General features: G+C 35.3%; 17 protein-coding genes and 2 pseudogenes. 12 read left to right on the forward strand and 7 right to left on the reverse strand.

Features of this window, described 5'->3' with window-relative positions; all coding sequences use genetic code 11:
* Window positions 1-862 precede the first annotated feature (862 nt).
* Together JN080_RS20895 and JN080_RS20900 are read left to right on the forward strand one after the other, a co-directional pair.
* The gene (locus JN080_RS20895) at window positions 863-1,213 is read left to right on the forward strand and encodes a hypothetical protein (RefSeq protein WP_256237911.1); all 351 of its coding nucleotides are present in this window, start codon (window positions 863-865) and stop codon (window positions 1,211-1,213) included.
* A 100-nt stretch (window positions 1,214-1,313) separates the two neighbouring features.
* Window positions 1,314-1,529, forward strand: a complete 216-nt coding sequence (locus tag JN080_RS20900; RefSeq protein WP_256237912.1) for a hypothetical protein — start codon at window positions 1,314-1,316, stop codon at window positions 1,527-1,529.
* A 372-nt stretch (window positions 1,530-1,901) separates the two neighbouring features.
* Here the strand turns inward: JN080_RS20900 and JN080_RS20905 are convergent, their stop codons facing one another.
* A complete protein-coding gene (locus JN080_RS20905) occupies window positions 1,902-2,120 on the reverse strand; it encodes a helix-turn-helix domain-containing protein (protein ID WP_256237913.1) in 219 nt (72 codons plus the stop codon).
* Between the two features lie 10 nt (window positions 2,121-2,130).
* Window positions 2,131-2,616, reverse strand: a complete 486-nt coding sequence (locus JN080_RS20910) for a DUF2975 domain-containing protein (protein WP_256237914.1) — start codon at window positions 2,614-2,616, stop codon at window positions 2,131-2,133.
* 955 nt (window positions 2,617-3,571) lie between these two features.
* On the opposite strand from JN080_RS20910, the gene JN080_RS20915 reads away from it, so the two are divergent.
* The 4 genes from JN080_RS20915 to JN080_RS20930 all read left to right on the forward strand — a co-directional run bounded on the left by JN080_RS20915 (window position 3,572) and on the right by JN080_RS20930 (window position 6,345).
* Window positions 3,572-3,979: a helical membrane plugin domain-containing protein gene (locus JN080_RS20915; protein ID WP_256237915.1), complete on the forward strand. Its 408-nt coding sequence runs from the start codon at window positions 3,572-3,574 to the stop codon at window positions 3,977-3,979.
* Window positions 3,980-4,018: 39 nt separating this feature from the next.
* Entirely contained in the window at window positions 4,019-5,197 is a 1,179-nt protein-coding gene (locus JN080_RS20920) for an NAD(P)/FAD-dependent oxidoreductase (RefSeq protein WP_256237916.1), read from the forward strand.
* A gap of 246 nt (window positions 5,198-5,443) precedes the next feature.
* Window positions 5,444-5,572, forward strand: coding sequence for a hypothetical protein (locus tag JN080_RS20925; RefSeq protein WP_256237917.1), 129 nt, complete (start codon window positions 5,444-5,446; stop codon window positions 5,570-5,572).
* Window positions 5,573-5,628: 56 nt separating this feature from the next.
* Complete coding sequence (locus tag JN080_RS20930; RefSeq protein WP_256237918.1) at window positions 5,629-6,345, forward strand: hypothetical protein; 717 nt, start codon at window positions 5,629-5,631, stop codon at window positions 6,343-6,345.
* 362 nt (window positions 6,346-6,707) lie between these two features.
* Here the strand turns inward: JN080_RS20930 and JN080_RS20935 are convergent, their stop codons facing one another.
* The 4 genes and pseudogenes from JN080_RS20935 to JN080_RS20945 all read right to left on the reverse strand — a co-directional run bounded on the left by JN080_RS20935 (window position 6,708) and on the right by JN080_RS20945 (window position 8,204).
* On the reverse strand, window positions 6,708-6,896 hold the full coding sequence (locus JN080_RS20935; protein ID WP_256237919.1) for a hypothetical protein: 189 nt from the start codon (window positions 6,894-6,896) through the stop codon (window positions 6,708-6,710).
* 471 nt (window positions 6,897-7,367) lie between these two features.
* A pseudogene (locus tag JN080_RS20940) lies at window positions 7,368-7,736 on the reverse strand (cupin domain-containing protein); the annotation flags it as partial.
* Window positions 7,714-7,860: a cytochrome c oxidase assembly protein gene (locus tag JN080_RS29965; RefSeq protein WP_375141719.1), complete on the reverse strand. Its 147-nt coding sequence runs from the start codon at window positions 7,858-7,860 to the stop codon at window positions 7,714-7,716. The pseudogene JN080_RS20940 and the gene JN080_RS29965, both read right to left, overlap by 23 nt.
* Window positions 7,861-7,892: 32 nt before the next feature.
* Entirely contained in the window at window positions 7,893-8,204 is a 312-nt protein-coding gene (locus JN080_RS20945; protein WP_256237920.1) for a cytochrome c oxidase assembly protein, read from the reverse strand.
* An 825-nt stretch (window positions 8,205-9,029) separates the two neighbouring features.
* On the opposite strand from JN080_RS20945, the gene JN080_RS20950 reads away from it, so the two are divergent.
* The 6 genes and pseudogenes from JN080_RS20950 to JN080_RS20975 all read left to right on the forward strand — a co-directional run bounded on the left by JN080_RS20950 (window position 9,030) and on the right by JN080_RS20975 (window position 15,852).
* Window positions 9,030-10,331, forward strand: a complete 1,302-nt coding sequence (locus tag JN080_RS20950) for an aromatic ring-hydroxylating oxygenase subunit alpha (protein ID WP_256237921.1) — start codon at window positions 9,030-9,032, stop codon at window positions 10,329-10,331.
* On the forward strand, window positions 10,328-10,807 hold the full coding sequence (locus JN080_RS20955) for an aromatic-ring-hydroxylating dioxygenase subunit beta (protein WP_256237922.1): 480 nt from the start codon (window positions 10,328-10,330) through the stop codon (window positions 10,805-10,807). Before JN080_RS20950 ends, JN080_RS20955 begins: the two co-directional genes overlap by 4 nt.
* Window positions 10,808-11,684: 877 nt before the next feature.
* Window positions 11,685-12,782: a 3-phosphoserine/phosphohydroxythreonine transaminase gene (gene serC, locus JN080_RS20960; protein WP_256237923.1), complete on the forward strand. Its 1,098-nt coding sequence runs from the start codon at window positions 11,685-11,687 to the stop codon at window positions 12,780-12,782.
* Window positions 12,783-12,913: 131 nt separating this feature from the next.
* Window positions 12,914-14,089, forward strand: a complete 1,176-nt coding sequence (locus JN080_RS20965) for a phosphoglycerate dehydrogenase (protein WP_256237924.1) — start codon at window positions 12,914-12,916, stop codon at window positions 14,087-14,089.
* A 176-nt stretch (window positions 14,090-14,265) separates the two neighbouring features.
* Window positions 14,266-14,445: a hypothetical protein gene (locus JN080_RS20970; protein WP_309144705.1), complete on the forward strand. Its 180-nt coding sequence runs from the start codon at window positions 14,266-14,268 to the stop codon at window positions 14,443-14,445.
* Between the two features lie 177 nt (window positions 14,446-14,622).
* Window positions 14,623-15,852, forward strand: a pseudogene (locus tag JN080_RS20975) (sigma-54 interaction domain-containing protein).
* Between the two features lie 65 nt (window positions 15,853-15,917).
* Here JN080_RS20975 and JN080_RS20980 read toward each other — a convergent pair.
* Window positions 15,918-16,718, reverse strand: a complete 801-nt coding sequence (locus JN080_RS20980; RefSeq protein ID WP_256237925.1) for a carbon-nitrogen hydrolase family protein — start codon at window positions 16,716-16,718, stop codon at window positions 15,918-15,920.
* Window positions 16,719-17,387 lie beyond the last annotated feature (669 nt).

The raw sequence follows: 17,387 nt of genomic DNA on the forward strand, positions 1-17,387 counted from the left end.
GAGGTGGGGACTTTTTGACGTTTACGTTTATCAACTATTTTTAAGTAGAAGCCTTGAATTATGGAAGTTATAACTTAAGTTGTTTAATGTTTTCTGGATTATTTTTTTGAAATGTCTTTTTTAAAAGTTTTATTCTCTTTTGGGATTGTATAAAACTAATGAAGCAAAGGACCGACATTGGGGCACAGTACCAAACGAAGATAAATCCTCCGTTGTAATAAAAAGGAATATAGGCAATTGATACCCCAAATAATACAAACGATAAAATTAAATAAATACCAATGCAGTGATGATAAAAGTTATAGTGAGTAAAGGTTGTTTTTCCATTTTTCATGAAGGAACTTAAATTTTTATCGGTTCGATAAAACAGAAACAAAGAGATGAGCAGTAAAAATGCATAGATGGGAAGTGAGTAAAAATAAATGGAAACGCCTAATATGCAGAAGTAGAAACTCAAACAGAAGGCAACTCCCGAAAAAAATAATGGAATTAGAAATTTGTAAGTGTTTTTATTTCCATCTAATTGATTCACACCATTCCCCCTCGAATTCTTTATTAAACCATTTTATGCAGCAAAAACTGAAAACTAAATTTAAGTCCCCCCTTTTATTCGCTTTCTTTAATTATTCTATATATGTGAAGAAATTCCTTTTCATTCACCAGCTGAAAAAGCAGTTTGTTAGGCTCCTTTAATCACCATTTTAAATTAGAATCGTGCATTTCATCCATGTAACAGCCTGAATTGATATAGACATATTTACATATACTTCACAGAATTGTATCATTTTTAGACACTGCCAGGGAGTATAATCTATATATACCCAAAGAAAGTTCTCTTAAATTTTAAGGGGTGATGATCGCTGTGCCAACCATCATTCAAGTAAATAATCAAAGTTTTAAATATCATGATCAGCCGCTGGTTGCATTTTTTGAAGAGCCTTTAGAGTCTGTCTATTATGTAAGAAATCCCGAACAGCACATTGAAAAGACATCACCTAAATTATTTCGGATTAAGAAAAAGGGAGTGGAGTTTGCCATTAAAATGAAGGTTCTGCCAGATTGTATACATTGTGGAAGAACCATGCAAGTTACAAAAGTAGAACCGTACATTCATGGAAACTATCGGATCACTTTTCATTGTCAAAATAACCAATGCGGTAAACACATTCAAACCATTTATTATGAAAATGTGCTAAATGAAGAATTTTGTTAACTTTGATAGTTTTAAATCATTTAATTAATATAAAAGGGAAGTAAATACAACCTCATTGAGAGTAGTGAAATTCATTTTTGCTTTTAAGGGGAAGTAATTTTTGAATCTCGAATCACTCCAATCTATTGAATATGAAAGTGCCCTATTGGTCCGGCTTACAACAGCCTATAGCCCTAAATTAGGTGAATTGGATCATGATTTTTATTCAGAAACTCTTCAAAACTGGTCGACGTTGGAATTAAAACAATTGGAAGCGAACTTAATTCGTCTAAATAAAGATTTTAAAAAACGAAAAAATGAAAAACAAGAGATGTGAAAAAACAAAGGCTTATGACAATGTGTCTAAGTAGTTCAGTTTTGGAGTACAAAATGTAAAATAACACTTCAAAACGAACTACTTTTTTATATGCTTTCCACAATATGAATCGTATGCTAATTCGTATAATTTTAAAGAGTAGATTGGAACAAAAAATACGGAGGACTTTAATGAACAACAGGCATTTTACGGGTTACCTTTTGAGGTGCAAACATTGCTAATCACATCACATATTTTTTATCACTAATATCAATGCAATTCTCAATGGAATTCTCTAAGTAAATAACATAAATAAACGCAAAGAAGGGATAGCTTAATGACTATCCCTTAAATTCTCTATTGACTCTCGTTAAATAAATTTGTTGTCTGTTTTTATTGAGTGTCTTCGTTGCTTTTGTACTCCAAAATATCTCCTGGCTGACAATCCAAAGTCTTACATATCGCTTCTAATGTTGAAAAACGAACCGCTTTTGCTTTCCCATTCTTCAGAATAGAAAGATTCGCCATCGTAATTCCAACCCTCTCCGAAAGCTCCGTTACGCTCATTTTTCGTTTTGCTAACATCACATCAATATTAATAATAATTGCCATATCCTCCACCTCAGACCGTCAAATCATTTTCTGATTTTATGTTAATCGCTTCTTGTAGAAGCCGTTGGAGGATAGCAGCAAAAACGGCAATAACCAACGAAGCAAAAATGATGATGAGTCCCATTAATCCAATAGGAGGGTCAACTTTCTTCGCTATAAAATGAAAGAGTGGCAAACCTAATACATACAAACCACTGATTGTAATCGCACAGCACTTTATGTTTTTTAACGCCTTTACAGATAATTCCGAGAACGCTGTGTTCTCGTCAATATATCGTAAAAGGTTGAACGCCTGATAGAGAGCAAAGTAAAAAGGCACAGCCGCTCCATACATCACAATAAAAATGAAATATTTCATTGGGGCAATATTTGGATACAATTTTGCTGCTAAATTCGCCATATGGGGCACTAAAAATATACATAAAGCAAGAACTGGGATTCCTATAATAAAAACAGCTATTTTTAAAAAGAGTGTCGTAACTTGAACTTGTTTCATAAAAGCACCTCACTTAATTATATTAAAATTCATTTTAAATTATAATTTATCGATTTACAATAAATTTGTATCGTTTATGATTATATTATTATCGTTAATGTAATATCCTTTTTATTTTAAGTAAAAAATAAAAAGCATTTCCCATTACAAAGAAATGCTCTACCGGCAATTTTATATCGACTAGGCTTGTATTCTAAATCCTCGAATCTTTTTTGGGTTTCACCAAACCATTTAACAATTTCCCTTGATTGCTCCGAAATAACCCAGTAACTTTTTTGGCATTTAAACCTCTTGTCTCCAAATAAATCATTGCGAATCACTAAATTTCCGTTTGGATTTTTACAACTATTTTAGCACTTAAATTCGTAAGGCTCTAATGTAAATTTCAGTCTTACGAATTGGCATCCGGAGTAATATACGAATTATGGATATATATTGGCTATAATACTGATATAACAAGAAAAAAGACATACGAAATCATTGACGACTTCGTATGTCTTTTTAAGTGTTTTTTAATTGTTTGTACCCCAAAAGTGAAATGTGTCACGGTCTTTTTTATTTTTACTTTTTTATCTGGCTCAATCATTTCTGCAGTATCATCTGGATTGGTCTTTCTAATTATAAGAGAGTCATTCAGGGCTTAAGTGCAGGGCTGTCGTTCTTAACCATCTTGCCGGTTAGCTTAAGATTCTTCCCAAATGCAATCCAAAATATCTTTTTGTTTAAAGAATTTAAACATAGTGCTAATATTATTTAAGAGAGATATATGAACATCAGAAAACATGTAGGACTTAATAAAAGGAACGTAAGGGTATATTACCAAGTAATCTATAAATGGATATTCCGAACATTGGAAAATTGTAAACTATTATGTGTACTTATTCACAAATTGACTATTCTTTTTGGAATACTTGCTGCCTACTATTCTTACGGCCAATCGGAAGGGGAATTAGTTATGTTAAATGTAATGGAGAAACAAAAGTCAGAACAACTTGAAGTACTTGACCAGCTATTAAAACCAGAGGTTCAGGAATCATTAACCACATTAGTTGAACAACTTCCTAAATTGACTGAGATTGTAAATTTATTAACAAAATCCTATGATTTCGTCCAAGCAGTTGCAACTGATGAAGTATTGAAAAATGATACGGTTGGAGCCATAACTGAAATTGTAGAACCTATAAAAGAAACAGTAAAAAGTGTTGCTGCGACTGCAATTGAAGCCAAAGATCGTGCTGAGGATAGTAATGAAGTGATCGGTCTCTTTGGACTTTTGAAAATGCTCAAAGATCCACAAGCGCAGAAGCTTTTCCGCTTCATCAGCGCCTTTCTTGCAGTTTCCGCAGAACGCTCATCTAAATAATTCTTGATTCATTTCATCTATAAGGACGGGGGAAAAACTATGTCAAAGAACATTGTCATTTTGGGTGCAGGTTATGGTGGATTATTGGCTGCCATAAATGTTCGTAAATATTTAAATAAGGATCAAGCACAGGTTACTGTCGTTAATCAGTATCCTACACACCAAATCATTACAGAACTTCATCGTTTAGCAGCAGGAAGTGTTTCCGAACAAGCCGTTGCAATGCCTTTGAAGAAGCTTTTTAAAGGAAAAGATATTGATCTGAAAATCGCAAAGGTTGAATCATTTTCAGTAGATCAAAAAGAAGTAAAACTTTCAGACGGATCTTCATTATCCTATGATGCCCTTGTAGTAGCTTTGGGAAGCAAAACAGCATACTTTGGTATTCCAGGATTAGAAGAAAATAGTATGGTCTTAAAATCTGCAGATGATGCAAATGATATCCATAAACACATCGAAGATCGTATTCAAGAATATGCAAAAACGAAAAATGAAGCGGATGCAACGATTCTTATTGGCGGCGGCGGCTTAACCGGCGTTGAGCTGGTTGGTGAAATTGCTGATAAGATGCCTGAACTTACCAGAAGCTATGGCGTAGATCCTAAAGAAGTGAAACTACTTCTAGTAGAAGCAGGTCCTAAAATTTTACCAGTATTACCAGACCCATTAATTGAACGCGCAACTGCAAGTCTGGAAGCACGTGGTGTTCAATTCTTAACAGGCCTTCCTGTAACAAAGGTAGAGGGCAATATCATTGATTTAAAAGACGGTCAAAAAATTGTTGCGAATACGTTTGTTTGGACCGGAGGAGTACAAGGCAATCCTTTAGTAGGTGAATCAGGCCTTGAAGTAAATCGTGGACGTGCAACGGTTAATGAATATTTGCAATCAACTTCACATAAAGACGTATTTGTTGTTGGTGACAGTGCGATTGTCATTGGTCCAGAGGGGCGTCCATTCCCGCCCACTGCACAACTTGCATGGCAAATGGGTGAACAAACAGGCTACAATGTTTATGCTTACTTGGAAAACAAATCCTTAAATGAGTTTACTCAAGTAAACTCAGGTACACTAGCAAGTTTAGGACGTAAAGATGGAGTGGCGATCATTGGTGGTAATTCTACTCCACTTAAAGGTCTGCCAGCATCATTGATGAAAGAAGCAAGTAATGTTCGTTACTTATCACATATTAAAGCATTGTTCAGCTTGGCTTATTAAAGAAATGTTAGAGTAAAAAGGTATAGTAAGATAGCAATTTACTAGCAATCTATATCTTATTAATTCTATAATATTAATTGGCTTTCTCAAAGTGAACCACAGTGTGTTGTCAACACTGTGGCTTTTTTTTATAAAAAATAAATGGAATGGAGGAATGCACTCCTAATAGTAAAAAGTTTTTTAGTATGGGTGCTAGCCTGCTTTGAACCAAGATATTTTAATTAATATTATTTTGAGAAAGTTCCATTGGATGAAATGCTCATTCTCTACGGGGTTAAATGGACACATCAATACCCGATCATCGACATCATTAAGCGGTCGTTAAGTGCAGAAGGGCTTCCTTATTACTGGATTACAGAAGATTTTCTTGTTTAAAGGGCATTTTTAATTTGGTAAAAATAGACATTAAAAGTTCCTTCTAGGGGGATGTTATGAAATTAATAAAGAACATTTCGATTCTTGTGTTTTTAACCATCTTATTAGCTTCATGTAGTAATCAAGTTGTTGAAAAACATAAGGGTTGTCCTGACGCTATAATTGAATGGGCAGATGTTTTAATGATTAACGGTATTAACTACCAACATCCTATTCCGGATCAACACGATGAAAATGTACCACTTTCGCTTAAAAAAGGAAGAAAAATTGGTAAGGTAACTTACAAAATGGCTGATCACGCATGCAAGGATCACAAAATGAAAAATGGTGATGCTTCATATTTAGAAAAAGGTACTCCTATTTATGATGTAAAGGGATATCCATCAACTTTTATTGTAATGGCGGATGACAAAGTATATGTAGCAGATCGAAATAAAAAGGTAAAGACAGCTGGTGAAATGTACCCATTGCACGGGTTAGTAAAAAACATTCACATCGAAAGTACAGAAGTCGGTAGACGATTACACACATTGTCAGCCCCATCAACGAATAAGTTTATACACGAATGGTATCAATTAAAATTAGAAGATTATGATACTTTATATAAAAAGAAGCGTTTTGAAGGCGAACGTGTATTTTTAGAAATTGAACTGAACAATGGAGTATCATTTAGACAAGTTTACTGGGCAAATACGAATACCTTTAATGTTGGTGCGGTCGGAAACAATGATATAAAAGAAACAATTACTAATGAGTTATCGAAAATTAAATAATGTTTGAATGAACGGTGCGTATGTTAAAAATAAGGTTTCCAACATACTGACAGCTTTCCTTATTGAAGTAACGGACAGGATAGTGACAAAAAGGGGGATACTGTTGACAGAGAATTCAATTCGAATCGGGGTAAAAAATGGCCTAGCTAGCCGAATAATCTTTAGCCGCAAAAAATATTAAGCAATAAATGGTATAATTTTTGTCAGAAGTAAGGATGGGCTCAGTCACAACCGAAAAGAATGGAGCGATCAAAAAGATAGTGCATATGGGGCCGAGGTTTTGTTTAAAACTGTTCGTAAACTGGCAATGGAGAATTAATTTTTAAAAACAAAAAAAGCTGTCAGTAGGGGTCTTTAATTTGTTAAAAGCTTTCTTTCATGAGAGTAAAATTCTTAAGAAGTTCATTTTCATCAATCGATATTCTATCCGTTAAATCTTTCGTTCTCAATACAAACTCTTTAACCCCTATAAATTCTGATTCACTAATCAAGTAAAACTGTGTTCCTTTTTTATATCCATTAAACCGCTGTTTTAGTTTATATACCTTCATTTAATAACCTCTAGTGATGAAATATAATGATTATTTATTAGTATAGTGCTATTCTTTAAAACAAGTCTTACTTACAAACTCTTATAACTTTATTTTTTTCTAATTCTTCATCAGTAGCAGGAATAGCAGTTGTTCCTTTTTACCTGATGACAATACTCTATTCGCTCATATCTAAATAAATATTATTGTGTACACAAACCTCATACGTCACTGCGAAATAATACTTTTTCATCGTTCTACTCCCTAAAATTTTTTATTACCCTAATATAACCAATCCTTGTTGAACTTTTCTGCCGCGATAGTAGAATAAATATCCAACGTTTCACTTCTATAATTAAGGCAATGATTCCTCTATTAAAGCCAATTTAAGGAGGGGCATTCACCTATCGCACAACAAGAAAAAGCTGCCGTAACGACAGCTCTGATCTTCAATTCTCCCACCCGTTGGAAAAAGAAGATATTAATCAAATTCTACGATTCCGCTGCTAAAGCCTGTGCTTTAGTTAAATGAACTGTACCAAATGGATGTTGTGGAGGAGCATATATAGAATAAAGTTTTAAAGGGGTATTACCTGTATTGGTAACATTATGCCAGGTGCCAGCAGGTATCATAATAGCAAAATCATCATAAACCTTTTGAACAAAGTTTAAATGATCTTTTCTCTTTCCCATTTGCACAACCCCTTGACCTTGTTCAATCCGTAAGAATTGGTCAACGTTAGGGTGAATTTCTAAACCGATATCGTCACCAACATTAATACTCATCAATGTAACTTGCAAATGATTTCCTGTCCACAAAGCGGTACGATAGGTATTGTTATGCTTCGCAGCCACATTTATACAAGCTGGTATAACCTGAATGCAGCCATACATTTGTTTTAATTACATCAAAAATAAGAGGTACATGATAAAAAGAAAAAAATCCCTTAAATAAGATCAGCGCAAAGATGGGCCTGGTGAACAAAGTAAATACTGGCCTTTCCAGCTAAGAAGGATCTACCAACTCCACCCGGGAATCCCTGTAATGAAGAGTGGTGGTATAACTAAATAGAGAACTGCACTTTGGATCATATGGGCGTAAAACACGAGATGGCTCATTAAATCGATAGGTGATCCTTTGACAACGTATAAAAGAGTGATTCCAGTCAAGAACCTAAATGCTTGTTTACTGGTAAGAGGCTTACTGTTTTTGAACCGATAACGGAATTTTACGGTTATCAGAAAATAACCCGCTGTAATGAAAATTAGTGTGGCCAAAAGATACGGGCTCCATAATGCCTGAAAACCAAAAATTGCAAGTCTACCCATTGTTAACTCACCCCATCAACTAAATATGTTTTAAATTCAATATACTCCTTATTCAACGTGCTTTCCAAATCGCCTGGAAAAGAGAGAATTTCTTATGTACATTATAAAGGTGAGATTTACTCTTTAAGTACAACACTTTTCCTAGTCCGAATAGATCATTTTCATAATAAGAAATTCGTTATAGCCAATGAGAAGATAATATGGGAATAAGCATTTTTGTTTGTGTGCTTATTTCCAACATAAAGTTTTTAAATTTAGTATATCTATTTACGGACTACTTCTAAAAATAGGGAATACATCAATAGTTTGTTTACCACAGTGTTAATAGTATAAATAAAATCTTGAATTATGGTAAAAAAAGAAAAAAATTTTCAATTAGATTTTTTCTAATTTAATACTTACAATTAAATCAATAAGAGAATATTTTAAATATTCATATACCTATATATTTAGATATTTAGATATAATCTTATTGCTTTATCTCTATTCCAACTTTACCTTTGCATTAACCCTATGCCGAAGTATGAATGTAACGTAATTTTTAATCTTAAAATTTGTACACGTTTACATATGAACTGAAAGATGGGATGGTTAGTGCTTAAGGTAAACGGGTTCTGTCTTGTCCAAAGAAGAAACTGCCTGTTTTTCATCAATGAACAGCTATGATTTAAGAAAAAAATCAGAAATGAAAAAAGATGATTTGAGGGGACAGGATGCAAGAGTAGTAAAGCCTTTTCAGAAGAAATTGTTTTCCTAGCATTATTACTATAGCGGAAGTTAATTGTGGTAAGTAATGAATATAAAAATAACCTTAGGAGGCAAGTCATGAGCAAATATGTAAAAGAAGATCAACAGAAATGTTCATTTAAAGTGAATCGTCAAGCTTTTATTGATCCGCAAATTTATGAATTAGAACGAGAAGCTATTTTTAGCAAGTGCTGGTTGTATATTGGACATGAATCAGAATTAAAAAATAACGGAGATTTTCATAGGAGAAAAGTAGGCGGACGCAACCTTTTATTTACTCGCGGCAGTGACGGAGTAATAAGAGCATTCTATAATAGCTGTCCACACCGTGGCGCTTTAGTTTGCCGTGAAGGAAGAGGAAACTCCAAGGTATTCCGTTGCTTCTATCATGCCTGGAGTTTCAATAACCAGGGGGAATTAGTTGGAATGCCTGATAAATCAGGTTTCACCGAAGATCATAACTGTGATGGTTCTAAAAACCTGGCAACGGTAAAACGCCTTGAAAGCTACCGTGGTTTTGTATTTGTTAATTTTGATGACGATGCGATTTCTCTAGAAGATTATCTGGGAAATGCTAAAGAATATCTTGATTTAGTTGCTGACCAAGCAGCTGCAAGTGAAAATCCAGAAGCAGGTATGGAAGTTTTATTGGATCCACAAGAATATAGTGTACGCGCTAACTGGAAATTACTAGGGGAAAATAGTGTTGACCTTTATCATGGTGTACCAACACATAAGACTTATTTTGATATCGTTGCTACTCGCGGTGGCGTAATGGAAAAAGATAGTCTTAAGGGCGTTGGTGTTGACTTAGGAAATGGCCATGCTGTTATGGAATATTATTCTGCTTGGCCAAGACCAGTAGGAAAATGGATCGAAGGCTATGGAGAAGAAGCAAAAGGCATCATCGATGCAAACATCGAAAGATTAGAAGCAAAGTTTGGTGAGGAAAGAGCGCATCGGATTGCTAAAAAGAACCGTAACATCTGGATCTTCCCTAACCTTGTTATTAACGATATTATGGCGATTACAATCAGAACATTCTATCCAACTGCACCAGGCTACATTGAAGTTACTGGATATGCCTTGGCAGCGGCAGAGGAAAATGAGAACTTCAGACAAGTTCGTAACGACAGCTTCCTAGAATTCTTAGGCCCAGGCGGTTTTGCTACTCCTGATGACAATGAGGCTCTTGAACTATGTCAAGAAGGTTTCCAAAATAGTCAAGAAGTTGGATGGAATGATATTTCAAGAGGTATGAACAGAGAAGTTCCTACAGCAACTGATGAAGCACAGATGCGGGCTTTCTGGCGTGAATGGAATGACAGGATTACATTTGCAGAAGCTAAACAAGAAGAAGCTGGGAGGGTAAAAGCATGAATATAACACGTCAAGAAATTGAAGATTTTTTATATCATGAGGCTGCACTTCTAGACGATTGGAAAATGAAGGAGTGGTCAGCATTATTCTCAAGCACTGGAACTTATGCGATCCCACCAATCGGCAATCCTGATGCGGATTTTAAAAAATCGTTGTTTTTAGTTCATGATGACCGTGATCGTTTAGAGCAAAGAGCATTACGCTTATTGAAAAAAGAGGCTCATGTGGAGTATCCTCATTCAACAACTCTTCACAATGTAAATAATGTAAGAATCGTAAATGTTGAAGAGAACTCAGTAAAGGTCAAATGTAACTTCGCAACTTACCGCACAAAGCGTGAAACGCTTGATTGTTATGTTGGAGTTAACGAATACACATTAGTGAAAGAAAACGGCGAACTAAAAATTCAAGATAAGAAGGTTGTTCTTAAACTTGATAGTCTTCGTCCGCATGGAAAAGTAAGCATTATTTTATAGGCTATATTTACCAGTTGAAAGCAAAAGAACCTATGTTAAACATGGGTTCTTTCGTTTTTTAACTATGCTTTTTTGTTTCCCCTTAGAGATTCACTTTATTGATAAAATCGTCTTTATTCAGGAAAAACTTGATCCAGCACTGATTGAAAATTTAGCTTCGATTGATCATAAATCCTGTTAGATTATCGGTAATATCTTGTAAGATTACGAAGGTTTAAGAGTCTCCTTGAAGTTTTAAAACTGAGTAGTAAACAAAAGGAAAAAGTCAATGAACTCCGTATGCGGTACCCTTTAATCCTCTACTAAGACTTTAATTTTTTCTAAAAGTCAATCTTTTTTAGCTTCTAAGTCTCGATTTCTTTTTTCTAATTCTACAGTTTTTTGTTTAGCTTTAATATGCTCAATGTATTGTTTAGGGAAAAAAATTGAAGGCAACGGTTTTTAATCTCAATTATATTCAGGGTAGCAATCTTTTGAATTTTTTACAGAAACTACGTTAGATCCGGGTCTATTTACTGCGCTTCTAAGTTTTCCAAAGTCTATATTCTCCATTACGCATCTATAGCGCTAAATGCTTTGTATTCATAGTATTCCCCTATATACATAATGAATTTGTTATGATTACATAATAATAATTATATTTGTATTATACTTTAATTCATGCGAATATAAAAATATTAAAAACATTTAAAACTTTTTAGAAATTACTTAGCGGGTATTACTTGAAAAAATAATAGCCATATATTTTTGTTCGATAGTTCATCACCTGATTAATTTTTAAATATGCCGATAGGTTATTTAAATTTTAATATTTTAAATATTTATATTCCTCTATTGTTGGGGATATATGAGTTAAAACATAGGAGTGGGAGAAAAAATGAGTTTACAAGTCAAACGTGCGTACAATTTTAATGCAGGTCCATCTGCCCTTCCTTTAGCTGTTTTGGAAAAAGCACAGCAGGAACTGGTCAACTTCCGTAGTACCGGTATGTCCGTAATGGAATTAAGCCACCGTAGCAAAGACTATGAAGAAGTGCATAATCAGGCAAAAGATAATTTAATTGAATTGCTGTCGATCCCTGATGATTATGAGGTACTTTTCCTCCAGGGCGGTGCCAGCTTACAATTTTCAATGGTTCCGATGAATTTCTTACAGCCAGGCCAAAAAGCTGGTTATATCTTAACCGGCTCATGGTCTGAGAAAGCTTTAAAAGAGGCAAAATTATTCGGAAATCCTTATGAAATATTCGGTGGTAAGGAAAGTCAGTATCGCCGTATTCCAAATCTCGATGAATTGTTATTTGATCCGGCTGATGCTTATGTCCACTTGACATCTAATAATACGATTTATGGTACAGAGTGGAGAGAATTCCCGAATATAGGTGATATTCCATTGGTAGCTGATATGTCAAGTGATATTCTTTCAAAACCATTTGAGGTCAGCCAATTTGCTTTAATCTATGCCGGTGCTCAGAAAAACCTTGGACCTTCCGGTGTAACAGTGGTTATTATTCGTAAGGATTGGATTGAAAAAGCCAACACCAATATACCGACCATGTTAAAATACAGCACACATGCTGAAAAAAATTCTTTGTATAATACACCGCCAACCTTTGGTATTTACATGCTTGGTGAAGTTCTCAACTATACCAAAAAGTTGGGTGGAATCGCTGAAATAGCCAAACGCAATGAGGCAAAAGCAAAAGTCATTTATGATGTTATTGATACCAGCAATGGATTTTATGTTGGCCATGCGGAACCGGAAAGCCGTTCGCTCATGAACATTACCTTCCGCCTCAAGGATGAAGCATTAGAGAAGAAATTCCTCGCAGAAGCGAAGGAAGAAGGGTTCGTTGGTGTAAATGGTCACCGCTCTGTTGGTGGCTGCCGTGCCTCGGTATACAATGCCGTACCATATGAAACATGTAAAGCATTCAGTGAGTTTATGGAACAATTCCAAAAAGTAAATGGCTAAGACGTAAGCCCAGCGCTAGCTAATCTACTATATTTCTAGATATATCATCCTCGTTTTCTAGCATTCTATGCCGAGTAAAGTAGCTTTTTGAAATTGTTTAAAATAAATCGTATATAAAGGAGAAAACCAAAGTGTACACAATTAAGACGTTAAACAACATTGCTGAGTGTGGCTTAAATATATTCAACAATGAAAATTACAAGATTGATAATGACAGTCAAAGCCCTGATGCCATCCTTCTTCGCAGTTTTAACATGCATGATATGGTGATCGACAAAAATGTAAAAGCCGTTGCGCGTGCTGGTGCAGGCGTCAATAATATTCCTGTCAGCAATTACACAGAGCTTGGTATTGTGGTATTCAATACACCAGGAGCCAATGCTAACGCTGTAAAAGAAATTGTCCTGACTTCCTTAATAGCCGCTTCCCGTAACGTATTTGCGGGTATAAGCTGGACCAAGTCCTTAGAAGGCAAGGGAGACGAAATTCCGAAACTTGTCGAATCCGGAAAAAAACAGTTTGCTGGAAAAGAAATTACAGGCAAAACATTAGGAGTCATTGGTTTAGGGGCAGTTGGTGCCCATGTTGCCAATGCTGCACTTGCTTTAGACATGGATGTAATCGGATTTGATCCATACATTTCTGTCGATGTCGCCTGGAACCTATCCCGCAACATCCAGCGCGCTATGACGATTGAGCAAGTATTTGCCAACTCTGATTACATTACCGTTCATGTTCCATTAACGAATGAAACAAAAGGGATGTTCAATAAAGAAAGCTTTGGTCTGATGAAAGACGGCGTAACGATTTTGAACTTCTCCCGCGGCGGCCTTGTCAATGATGCCGATATGGCAGAAGCGCTTGAGAGCGGAAAAGTCGGCAAATACGTTACTGATTTCCCAGATGAAAAAGTATTGAAAATGAAAAATGCCGTGGCCATTCCTCATCTTGGAGCTTCCACAAAGGAATCGGAAGAAAACTGCGCTATCATGGCTGCCCGGGAAATCAGGGACTATCTTGAAACAGGAAACATCAAAAATTCCGTTAACTTCCCTAATGCCGAGATTCCTTATACAGGTAAGAAACGAATCACCATTTTCCACAAGAACATTCCGAACATGGTCGGGAAAATTACTTCCGGCCTATCCAACTACAGCTTAAATATCGCTGATATGGTCAATAGAAGCCGCGGCGAATATGCCTACACCATTATCGACATTGACAATGAAGTAGGCGAGGATGTTCTTTCTGGTTTGGAAACTAAACTGAACCAGATCGACAGCATCGTTTCTGTTCGAATTATTTAATCTGGAACCTAAAAAGGAGGACCGAGGACCTTAGCTGTAAGCTTTGGTCCTCTTTCCTTGGAAATGGAGATTGGAAACATCAATAAAAGCGTTAGTACGGGAAACCCAATAATGGCGATTTCTTTTTTAATCATTCATCTCATTATTAAGGAAAACGGTAGCGTGAAGGAATAGATGTGGCGTTACAAATGGGTGTTAGGTTTGGACGCCCAAAAGCTAAGATTACAGAAGACTTTAGAAAAGTATACAGTCGCTGGAAAAAGGGAGAGATTACTGCCGTTAAGGCTATGGAGGAATTAGATATGAAGAAGACAACTTTGTATAAGTTGGTTAAAGAATATGAAGGTAACCTTTAAAGAATTCTAAAAGTATAAAAGAAACTCGTTAAAAGTAGCCTTTACTCACATAACGGAAGTGTTTCCATTTAATAAATTGAAAATTCCAATAGTAGACGATCAAAATACTCTTATAGGGACACTGAGTCAAGAAGATGTTATTGAAGGTTTTGTGGAGGTTCATAAAAAATTAAATCGATAGAAAATAGTGCTGAATGGTTTAAAGTTTGTTTTGACACTATCTGTGAAGGCATTATAGTTGTTGATGAAAATGGGATCGTAAGGATGATTAATGAGGCATATAGTCATTATCTTGGTGTAAGAAAAGAAGAAGCGATTGGTCAGCATGTAACAAAAGTAATTGAAGGGACTCGGTTACATATTGTTTTAGAAACAGGTGTTCCGGAACGAAGTCAAGTTCAAGAGTTGAAAGGGCAAGAAGTAGTTGCTCATCGCATTCCAATATGGAAAAACGATAAAGTCATTGGGGGAATAGGAATACTTGTTTTTCAAGGGGTTTCTGATTTATATAATATTTTTAATAGTATACAGGCTTTACATCTCAAAGAGGGTAATCCATTGACAATTCCCGAACCACCAATGCGGAAGGAAAAGATTATCACCTTTGATCAAATTATTGGTGAAAGTACAAGCATATCTAACGCTATAAGTATTGCACGACGTGCAGCTAAATCACCAGCAACCATTTTGATTACCGGCGAAAGTGGCGTAGGAAAGGAGATGTTTACGAAAGCTATTCATTATTTAAGTAATTATCGCGAAGGGCCATTTATTAGTGTAAACTGTGCATCCATTCCAGAACAGCTATTAGAATCGGAATTGTTTGGTTATGAAGAATGAGCTTTTACAGGTTCAAGGAAAAATGGGAAACTAGGAAAATTTCAGTTAGCACATAAAGGTACACTGTTTTTGGATGAGATTGGTGATATGCCGTTACACATGCAATCGAAAATATTACGAGTTATCCAAGAGCGAGAAGTAGAACCTGTTGGAGGAACGAAGGCAATTCCTATAGATTTTCGTCTGATTGCTGCAACAAACCGTTCACTTGAAGATATGGTTAAAGAAAAGACATTTCGCGCAGACCTCTTTTATCGTATAAATGTCATTCCGATACATATTCCACCGTTACGAGAAAGGAAAAATGATATTCCTTTTCTCATTGCCCATATCATTCAAAATATTTGTAAAAAATATGATTTACCTGAAAAAGAAATTAGTAAAGAAACAATGGCTGAGTTTATGAATTATCATTGGCCTGGAAATATTAGAGAACTAGTAAAATTAGTAAAAGGAACACGTATTTATTTGGATGATTTTCACCGTTATTTTATGCAACACAAAATAGTTAATATAGAAACAAAGTTGGAAGAAAAAAATATATTTAATAAAACGGAAGTTTATTAACGTTACCTCCATTGTTCAATTCTTTGGCAACAAGCGTAAATATCATAGCAATCGCTGGTAAGAAACTATAAATCATAAAATTCTGCTCTTCTGTCAGCTACACTGGGCAGCTTGTCACGAACGCGTTTAATCCTTTCAAGATCTATTTCAGAAATGATGATCGTTTCTTCTTCACCTGCATTTGCCTTTACAACTCCCATGGGATCAATAATCATACTTTGCCCTGAAAAGTTATTTCCAATTTGATCAGCTGCAAAAACATAAACTGTATTTTCAATGGCTCTGGCCCGAAGAAGAATTTTCCAATGCTCTTCTTTCATTACTCCGTCTACCCATGCTGCCGGAATAAAAAGAAAATCTGCACCTTTCATAGCTAACCGTCTGCTAATCTCCGGAAATCTAACCTCATAACAAACCATCAATCCCACTTTGCCAAATTCAGTGTCAATCACTTCTTGAGGAACCGTCCCCGGGATAATCGAATCAGATTCTTTATAGTTAAATGCATCGTATAAATGCGTTTTGTGGTAGGACTGCAGCAATTCCCCATTTCGTCCAAGGAAAACAGTTGTGTTATAAGATCTAGTGTTTTCACCAGGTTTGGACTCAAATATTCCGCAAATAACATATACTTGGTTTTCCCTTGCACATTCAGCCAGACCGCTTACAAAAGGACCGTCCAAGGGTTCTGCAATTTCAGCATATCTACTTTGTCCCAATTTAGGATGTAGAAAAGCCATATACATTTCAGGCAGCAAAACAAAATCTGCACCCAGACCTTTCGCCTTTTTAATATACTCTTTCGCTTTTTGTAAATTAGCACGTTTATCTGAACTTGATTTTAATTGAACCGCAGCTACCTTCATTCAAAACCCTCCAAAAATTTATTATTAAGTATCTTTTTCTGAAATTAAGCAATGTATTATTGCAACCACAAAGTAATAAAAGATATCAATGTTCTTCTAAAAAATAACAAATTAATTTTATTATTTCTTCCTTTTTTTCTTAACTTTATAACTGACAGCTTTATTTAAACGATCAATCACTTTTTTCGGAAAACCAAAAGGAATGGCTATCAATAATGAAAACCAAATGTACAAGGTTAATAAAACAAAGATCCAAGTCCAAAGGGGATGACTATCAACATATTCTTCGAAATTCGATAAACTATAAAACAAGATATAAGCAATTAGAAATGGTGCAAAACCAATGCCAACCGAATCATACTATCCGGACCAAATTTCTAACGTGGAGTATATTCTAAATTATAAAAATCCTCTTCTGTTAATTTTTTCAATTTTTCTCTCTCCTTCAATACTAACATTCTATTTTTATTTTCTGCACATTTCAATTGCAAAGATAAAGATGCTGGTGCCTGACCCCCGATGCGTTAACGCTTTAACACACTGGGGGTCAGGCACTTTTTTGGACTATTTCCTTTTATTGATTTCACGGGGTTTTTGTGGCAAATTGATGTTAAATAACACTTTAATTCGCACCTTTTTTAGCAAGGTGACAGAAGTTATTGTCATCTA

This window comes from Bacillus sp. EB600 (genome assembly GCF_024494385.1).
GTDB lineage: Bacteria > Bacillota > Bacilli > Bacillales > Cytobacillaceae > JAEVLT01.

What these genes read in the sequence shown, in the direction of transcription:
- JN080_RS20905 (WP_256237913.1), bottom strand. Translation starts at nt 2,120, where the DNA reads ATGGCAATTATTATTAATATTGATGTGATGTTAGCAAAACGAAAAATG.
- JN080_RS20910 (WP_256237914.1), bottom strand. Translation starts at nt 2,616, where the DNA reads ATGAAACAAGTTCAAGTTACGACACTCTTTTTAAAAATAGCTGTTTTT.
- JN080_RS20915 (WP_256237915.1), top strand. Translation starts at nt 3,572, where the DNA reads ATGTTAAATGTAATGGAGAAACAAAAGTCAGAACAACTTGAAGTACTT.
- JN080_RS20920 (WP_256237916.1), top strand. Translation starts at nt 4,019, where the DNA reads ATGTCAAAGAACATTGTCATTTTGGGTGCAGGTTATGGTGGATTATTG.
- JN080_RS20930 (WP_256237918.1), top strand. Translation starts at nt 5,629, where the DNA reads ATGAAATTAATAAAGAACATTTCGATTCTTGTGTTTTTAACCATCTTA.
- JN080_RS20935 (WP_256237919.1), bottom strand. Translation starts at nt 6,896, where the DNA reads ATGAAGGTATATAAACTAAAACAGCGGTTTAATGGATATAAAAAAGGA.
- JN080_RS20945 (WP_256237920.1), bottom strand. Translation starts at nt 8,204, where the DNA reads ATGGGTAGACTTGCAATTTTTGGTTTTCAGGCATTATGGAGCCCGTAT.
- JN080_RS20950 (WP_256237921.1), top strand. Translation starts at nt 9,030, where the DNA reads ATGAGCAAATATGTAAAAGAAGATCAACAGAAATGTTCATTTAAAGTG.
- JN080_RS20955 (WP_256237922.1), top strand. Translation starts at nt 10,328, where the DNA reads ATGAATATAACACGTCAAGAAATTGAAGATTTTTTATATCATGAGGCT.
- serC (WP_256237923.1), top strand. Translation starts at nt 11,685, where the DNA reads ATGAGTTTACAAGTCAAACGTGCGTACAATTTTAATGCAGGTCCATCT.
- JN080_RS20980 (WP_256237925.1), bottom strand. Translation starts at nt 16,718, where the DNA reads ATGAAGGTAGCTGCGGTTCAATTAAAATCAAGTTCAGATAAACGTGCT.